This window comes from uncultured Arenimonas sp. (assembly GCF_963976025.1).
GTDB lineage: Bacteria > Pseudomonadota > Gammaproteobacteria > Xanthomonadales > Xanthomonadaceae > Arenimonas.
On record NZ_CAXBJS010000134.1, the window covers coordinates 1 to 7,273 of the forward strand.

Sequence of the window (7,273 nt, forward strand, 5' to 3'; positions counted from 1 at the left end):
GCGCTTCGGCGGACGCCGTCGGCACCACCGATGCAGGCGAAGCCAGGTCTTCGGCCGGCAGCGGCCAGTAACCCAGCGACTCGAGGTTCTGGCGCGCGACTTCAAGGATCTGTTCGCGCTTGGGACGACGGTCGCGCAGTGCTTCGAGGTAATACTCCAGGCTCGCCAGCGCGTCGGCCAGGCGGTCCATCTGCTGGCCGTTGGGCACGCGGCGGCGACGCAGCAGTTCGCTTTCGGTGAACTTGCGCACGGCGGCCAGGTACTGCGGCGCGTCCTGGATTTCCAGGATGCGCAGGGCGCCGGCGACTTCTTCGATAAGGCGCGGCACGTCGGCCAACTGGGCGTGGTCCCAGTGGGTTTCGACGAAGGCGACGAAACACTGGCGGGCCTGGGCGAAGTTGGCGATCGCTTCCTTGACCAGCACTTCCAGCACCTGCCGCGCTTCGCTGCCGGGCAGCGCGCGTTCGGTGGCGGCCTGTTCGTCCGAGGCATCGGACTCGCCGAGGCGGGCGACCTGGTCGTCGAGCGAAGCTTCGACGTAAAGCAGGGCGCCGGCGATGTCGAGCAGGGCCGATTCGTCGGCCTCGCGCTGACCGCTGGCGATGGCGTTCATGGCGGTGCGCTGGTCCTGCACCACGCGGCGCGGCACGCCAAGGCCCAGCATGCCCAGGGTGTCGGCAACGCGGTCGAGGGCCTCGGCCTGTTCGCCCAGGTCGGCGGGCGTGGCGCCCGGCGTGCGCAGGTGCAGGTCGAGCGCGTCCTTGACCCGCAGCAGGTCTTCCTTGATGGCGCCGGCAACGGTGGACAGCAGCGCCTTGTTGCGGCCGCTGAGGCTGCCGCGGGCGTGCGCGAGCTCGGATTCGCTGGGCATGTACTGGCCCAGGCCGAACACTTCGCGGATTTCGCCGATGCGGCCACCTTCGGTGGGGGCATGGGCGACGAAATAGAGCAGCTGCCGGGTCAGTTCCAGCGGCGGATCGCTGCGGAAAGCGGCGTCGCCGCCTTCGGCCAGCCGCTTGATTTCCTGTTCGACCTTGGCCAGCGCCTGCTTGAGCGGCTTGCTGGCTTCGAACGCACCCTTGGCCAGGGCGTCGAGCGTGCCGGCGGCCACCCAGAACAGGCGGCGCGCGTGTTCGGCGTCGGTGATCGGCACCAGCTGTTCGCAGACGTCGGTGAGGTCGCGAATGGTGTTGGCGCTGTTGTCGTCCTTGAGCCAACGCAGCAGCGCCGACTGGAACAGGCCGCGCATGGCGTCGGCGCGGCGTCGCAGTTCGTCTTCGGCCAGGGGTTCGGCCGGGCCGGCCGCGGAAACCGGCAGCGGGCGCGACAGGTCGGGCGAGAACAGCACCGCCTCCGAAAGGCCCTTCTCGCCGCGCGGTTCGCGCAGTTCGTTGAGCAGCGGCAGCAGCACGATCGGAATGTCGCGGTGGCCCGACTGCAGGCGTTCAAGGTAGTCGGGCAGCTGCACGATGCCGCGCATCAGCGCGGCGTAGCCGACGTCGCGGTCGGCAACCTTGCCTTCCTGCAGCGCCTTGGCCAGTTGCTCCATTTCTTCGGCCACCATGGCGGCGCCGTAGAGTTCGACCATGCGCAGGGTGCCCTGCACCTGGTGCAGGAGCGAGGAGCAGGCCTTGAGCTGGCCCGGGTCTTCGCCTTCTTCGACGTAGGCCTCAAGGGCCTGCCGCGCCTGGCGCAGCGTTTCGTCGAGCTCGGGCTTGACCCAGGTGAGCGTGGTGAAATCTATGTTTTCGTGCAGCCTCATGCCGAGGTCCTGTCTAGGCAGGGACGTCCGGGGGGACGGCCGTGCCGGTGTGTGGCCAGGGGCGGGCCGGGGAGAGTGATCAACCCGGCAGCTTGAAGTCGGCGACCGAACGACGCAGGTCCGCCGCCAGCTGCGCCAGGTTGCCGATCGACTCGGCCGTCTGGTTCGCGCCCTGCGAGGTCTGGGTGGTGATCTCCTGAATCACGGACATGGTGGCCGTGATGTTGGTCGCCGCGGTGGACTGCTGGCGGGCCGCCTGGGAGATGTTCTGGATGAGGTCGGCGAGATCGTTCGAGACCTTTTCGATCTCGCCCAGGGCCAGGCCGGCGTCCTCGGCCAGTCGGGCACCGGCGACCACTTCCGCGGTCGTCTGTTCCATCGAGCTGACCGCTTCATTGGTATCGGACTGAATCGTCTGGACCAGGGCCTCGATTCGCTTGGTGGCGTTCGAGGCGCGTTCCGCGAGTCGCTGCACTTCGTCGGCCACGACCGCGAAGCCTCGGCCCGCTTCACCGGCGGAGGCCGCCTGGATGGCGGCGTTAAGCGCCAGGATGTTCGTCTGTTCGGAGATGTCGTTGATCAGTTCAACGATGGAACCAATTTCCTGGGAGCTTTCACCCAGTCGCTTGATTCGCTTCGAGGTTTCCTGGATCTGGTCACGGATGTTGTCCATGCCCTGGATCGTCTGGCGCACCACTTCGGCGCCCTTGGCGGCGATCTGCACGGAGCGCTGGGCCACGTCGGCCGATTCGGCGGAGTTCTTCGAAACCTCGTCGATGGACGATGCGATTTCGTTGATCTGCGCCGAGGCGCTGGTGATCTGCTGGGCCTGGTGTTCCGCGGCTTCGGCCAGGTGCATGGCGGTGGCCTGCGTTTCCTGGGCCGAGGCGGCGACCTGCACGGCGGTCTCGTTGATCGTACCGACCAGTCGTCGCAGCTCGTCAACGGTGAAGTTGATGGAGTCGGCGATCGCGCCCGTGATGTCCTCGGTGACGGTTGCCTTGACGGTAAGGTCGCCTTCGGCCAGCGCGCCCATTTCGTCAAGCAGTCGCAGAATCGCTTCCTGGTTGCGCTGGTTGAGTTCCTGCGTGGTCGCGGCGCGGCGGTTGACGTCGCGGAAGATCGTGGCCAGCAGGCCGATCAGCGCGATGATGACGCCGATGGCGCCGCCGATGGCGAAGTAGTTGTTCGGGAAGACGCGCTGGTAGTTGATGCTGTCGAAGCTGGAGAACAGCGCCTGGCTGTTTTCAAGCAGGACGTTGGATTCTTCCGAGATCTGGGTCGCCGCGCCCTGCACTTCGGCCAGGTCGGCCGAGGCGCCCAGGATGATGTCCAGGTCGGTCTGGGCTTCGGCCCACAGCTCTTCGGCGATGGCCAGGTTGTCGCGGCCGGCCTGGGTGGTGATGCGCAGGTAGCCGGCCTCGGGGTTGCCCTCGCGGAAACCGTCGAGCACCGAGGAGAACACCGTGGCGTCGCGCGACAGCGCGTCGGCCGCGGACACCGTGCCTTCACCGCCGGCGACGATTTCCGTCACGCGGCGCGACATGCGGTCGGCGAGCACGATCTGGCGGTTGGCGATGGAGATCTGCGAGGCCGAGGCGTTGGCGTCGGACAGCGATCGCACCACCTCGTCGAGCTGGAAGGCCAGTCGCGGCACGCGCGAGATGAACTGGTTGGCGGTGTCGGCGAGGTTGAGCACCTGCTCTTCGGAGGTGTTGATGGTCTCGGCTGCCTGGGACATCGGGTTCCAGGTTTCGGTCACCTTCTCGAGCGCGCTGGCGACGCCGCGGGCATTGGGGTCGTTTTCGTAACCCGGGACGCCTTCGGTGGTGGAGCCGGTGCGCAGCGCGGCGACGATTTCGTCGACGCGGGCCTTGGTGGCCTTGAACTCGGCGAAGGCGTCGGCGTTACCGTCGACGGCCTCCTGGGCGTACTTCGCCAGCTGCTGGGAGAGCACCTGCAGGTCGGCGGTGAGGCCTCGTGCGTTGTTCTCCTGATCGTTCAGGTAGCTGGAGTAGATGAAGTTGGCACCGAACAAGCCCAGCGAAATGATCAGGATGAAGGTCCAGAATCGAATGCCGAAATTGGTGAACTTGTCGGTGATCGAGCGCGAGTTAGTGCTCATGACTGAACCTCATCCCCTGATTTGAAAGACTGCAAGAACTACTTGGTTTCGTATGGCCGCGTCAGGCGGTGGCCTGGCGGAATTCGGGCGTGCGCGTCAGCAGCGACATGTTGAACACGCCCCAGGTCTGGTCGGCCAGCGTGTAGGCCTGGCCGACAAAATGGCCGTAGCGGCCGCCAACGTCGCCGGCCGACTCGGCCCGGTGCGAATCGTTGAAGGTGCGCTGGCCGAAAAGTTCGTCGATGGTCACCGCGACGTTGCCGCCGGCCTGGCGCACCACCAGCACGCGCTGGCCTTCGTGCACGACCGTGCGCTCGCCTTCCAGGAACATCTTCAGGTCGACGACCGGCAGCAGGCTGCCGCGCACGTTGGCGACGCCCATCATCCAGTTCTGCGCGCCCGGCACCGGGGTGACCGGCGGCAGCGGCAGGATTTCGACCACTTCGTCGAAGGACGACACCAGCCGGCGCTTGCCGAGCCGGAAGCCGACGCCACGCCAGTGGCCCGGCGCCTCGATCATTTCGGGACGACCCGCCTCGTGGGCCAGCGAGCGCTCTTCGTAGTCGAGCAGGACCTCGAAGGGTCCGGGGCGCTTGTTCTGGTTGGAGGAGTTCTTGGCCATGGCCGCCTCAGCCACCCGGGACGTAGGTGCGGATGGCCGAAAGCAGCTCATCGCGGGTGAAGGGCTTGGTGAGGTATTGCTCGGAGCCGACGATGCGGCCGCGCGCCTTGTCGAACAGGCCGTCCTTGGAGGACAGCATGATCACCGGCGTCTGCTTGAACATCTGGTTGTTCTTGATGAGCGCGCAGGTCTGATAACCGTCCAGGCGCGGCATCATGATGTCCACGAAGACGATCTGAGGCTGGTGGTCGGCGATCTTGGCCAGGGCCTCGAAGCCGTCGGTTGCCGTCACGACGTCGCAACCCTCCTTCTTGAGCAGGGTCTCGGCGGTGCGCCGGATGGTCTTTGAATCGTCGATGACCATGACCCGCAAGCCGGCCAGGCTGTTGTCGTCCATCTCACTCCCCATAACGATGCTGTCCCTGGCAATACGGGCCTCCGGGAAGCCCGCAGAATGACAGCTTATATCCCAGCCAGCGCCGAATGTGTCAAGCCGGGCACGGAATGCGACGTGGTTCACGCCGTCGTCCTGCTAGTCTAGGAGCCCCCCGATGACAATGATGCAGGCGCCGATGTCCCTGGACGTGGCCGTGGTGATGGACCCGATCGGCAAGATCAAGATCGGCAAGGATTCGACCTTCGCGATGCTGCTCGAAGCCCAGCGCCGCGGGCACCGGCTGCACTACGTGCTGCCCGGTGGCCTGTGGCTCGACGCAGAGCGCCCCATGGGGCGCCTGGCGCCCTTGGAGGTCCGCGAGGACCCGGCGGACTGGTTCACCCTCGGCGAGGCCGCCTCGCGGCCCCTGGCGGCCCTGGACGTGGTGCTGATGCGCACCGACCCACCCGTGGACAGCAATTACCTGCACGACACCCTGGTGCTGTCCCTGGCCCAGGCCGCGGGCGTGCTGGTGGTCAACGACCCGGCCGGACTGCGCGACCTGAACGAAAAACTGGGCGCCCTGCTCTTCCCGCAGTGCTGCCCGCCCACCCGCGTGGCCCGGGACCCGGCGGTGCTGAAGGCTTTCGTGACCGAACACGACCAGGTGGTGCTAAAGCCCCTGGACGGCATGGGCGGGCGCTCGATCTTCCGGGCCTCGGCCGCCGACCCGAACCTGAACGTGATCCTGGAAACCCTGACCCAGGGCGGCCGCGACCTGGCCCTGGCCCAGCGCTTCATCCCGGAAATCAAGGACGGAGACAAGCGCATCCTGCTGGTGGACGGCGAGCCGGTGCCCTACTGCCTGGCCCGCATCCCCCAGGGCAGCGAGTTCCGAGGCAACCTGGCCGCCGGCGGCCGGGGCGAGGGCCGGCCCCTGACCGACCGCGACCGCTGGATCGCCGCCCAGGTGGGGCCCGAGCTCAAGCGCCGGGGCATGATCTTCGTGGGCCTGGACGTCATCGGCGACTACCTGACCGAGGTCAACGTCACCAGCCCGACCTGCATCCGGGAGCTCGACGCCCAGTTCGGCCTGAACATCTCGGGCCTGCTGTTCGACGCCATCGAGGCCCGCCGGGCCGCCGCCCGGGCCTGAGATGACGCCCCGGCCCGGCACCGGCCCCGGAGACCGGCTTGGCGCCACCCTGGCGCTGTCGGCCATCCTGTTCGGCGTGCTGATCCTGGGCGTGGGTTTCGCCCTGGACCCGCCGGCGCCGGTGGCGCCGACGCTGGACGTGATCCTTACCGAAACCCGCAGCGACACCCCGCCCGAGGACGCCGACTTCATCGCCCAGGCCAACAACCAGGGCGGCGGCGACAGCGACCGGGCCGAACGGCCGCGCGAGGAGCAGCTGGCCCCGGTGCCCAAACCCGACGAGGGCCTGGCCCCGGAGCCGCTGGTGGCCCAGGCGCCGCCGCCGGAGCCCGAGCCGGTGCCGCGCCTGCTCAGCACCACGGGCCCCAGCGACCAGGTGCTGCCGCAGCCCGAGGACCAGCGCGAAACCGAGACCGAACCCCTGCCCACGGGCCAGGAGCTGGTGGAACAGAGCCTGGAAATGGCCCGGCTGGCGGCCGAGATCGAGCGCCGGCAGCAGCTGCTGGCCAAGCGCCCGAAGCGCAAGTTCGTGTCGGCCAGCACGAAGGAATACGAATACGCGGCCTATCTGCGGGCCTGGGTGGCCCGGGTCGAACGGGTGGGCAACCTCAACTACCCGGAAGAAGCGCGCAGCCGGGGGCTTTCGGGCCGGCTGGTGATGACGGTGGCTGTGCGCCGCGACGGCAGCATCGAAAACGTGCTGCTCAACAGTTCGTCGGGCCTGGGCATCCTGGACCAGGCGGCGATGCGCATCGTGCGCCTGGCCGAACCCTTCCCGCCCCTGCCCGAAACCACCGAGCGCGTGGACGTCCTGCACATCACCCGCACCTGGCAATTCCAGAACGGCAACGTCCTGTCCGACTAAAACCGGGGTCAGAGTCGAATTTTGGAAATTCGACTCTGACCCCGGTTTTAGCGGGAGTCGGCGCCGAGGAGGAGGTCGATGGCGGCCATGCGGATGGGGACGCCGTTGGCGACCTGTTGCAGGATCACCGACTGCGGGCCGTCGGCGACGCTGCCGTCGATCTCGATGCGGTGCGAGGTGGAGAGCAGTCGGATGGCGCCGCGTATCGACAAGCCAAAGCTAGACAGGCCGTGAAACAGGCTCTGAGGGCCGTAGGGATGCCGTTAGCTGATTTGGTGGAGCATTGCGCCGGGAGAGGAGAGACGGCAGGTAGCTGGAGCGCTGTGTCAAATGCACGGCGTCCTGATCAGGAGGGAATGGTTGCGCT

The 7,273-nt window shown here is 67.4% G+C and carries 7 protein-coding genes; 2 read left to right on the forward strand and 5 right to left on the reverse strand.

The window, feature by feature from the left end; translation table 11 throughout:
- The 4 genes from AACZ35_RS10515 to pilG form a co-directional block, all read right to left on the reverse strand.
- On the reverse strand, window positions 1-1,762 hold a 1,762-nt coding region (locus tag AACZ35_RS10515), incomplete at its 3' end, for an Hpt domain-containing protein (RefSeq protein WP_339828950.1).
- Window positions 1,763-1,841: 79 nt separating this feature from the next.
- Window positions 1,842-3,887: a methyl-accepting chemotaxis protein gene (locus tag AACZ35_RS10520; RefSeq protein WP_339828952.1), complete on the reverse strand. Its 2,046-nt coding sequence runs from the start codon at window positions 3,885-3,887 to the stop codon at window positions 1,842-1,844.
- Between the two features lie 61 nt (window positions 3,888-3,948).
- Window positions 3,949-4,509 (reverse strand): chemotaxis protein CheW, encoded by a 561-nt coding sequence (locus tag AACZ35_RS10525; protein WP_339828954.1) that lies wholly within the window; start codon window positions 4,507-4,509, stop codon window positions 3,949-3,951.
- Window positions 4,510-4,516: 7 nt separating this feature from the next.
- Window positions 4,517-4,906: a twitching motility response regulator PilG gene (gene pilG / locus AACZ35_RS10530; protein ID WP_034221726.1), complete on the reverse strand. Its 390-nt coding sequence runs from the start codon at window positions 4,904-4,906 to the stop codon at window positions 4,517-4,519.
- A gap of 175 nt (window positions 4,907-5,081) precedes the next feature.
- Here pilG and gshB point away from each other — a divergent pair, with 175 nt between their 5' ends.
- Both gshB and AACZ35_RS10540 read left to right on the forward strand, forming a co-directional pair.
- Window positions 5,082-6,041 carry a glutathione synthase gene (gene gshB, locus AACZ35_RS10535; protein WP_339828962.1) on the forward strand — a complete coding sequence of 320 codons (960 nt, stop codon included), beginning with the start codon at window positions 5,082-5,084 and terminating at the stop codon, window positions 6,039-6,041.
- Between the two features lies 1 nt (window position 6,042).
- The gene (locus AACZ35_RS10540) at window positions 6,043-6,906 is read left to right on the forward strand and encodes an energy transducer TonB (protein ID WP_339828960.1); all 864 of its coding nucleotides are present in this window, start codon (window positions 6,043-6,045) and stop codon (window positions 6,904-6,906) included.
- 47 nt (window positions 6,907-6,953) lie between these two features.
- On the opposite strand, the gene AACZ35_RS10545 is transcribed toward AACZ35_RS10540, so the two are convergent.
- Window positions 6,954-7,118, reverse strand: a complete 165-nt coding sequence (locus tag AACZ35_RS10545; RefSeq protein ID WP_339828964.1) for a hypothetical protein — start codon at window positions 7,116-7,118, stop codon at window positions 6,954-6,956.
- Window positions 7,119-7,273 lie beyond the last annotated feature (155 nt).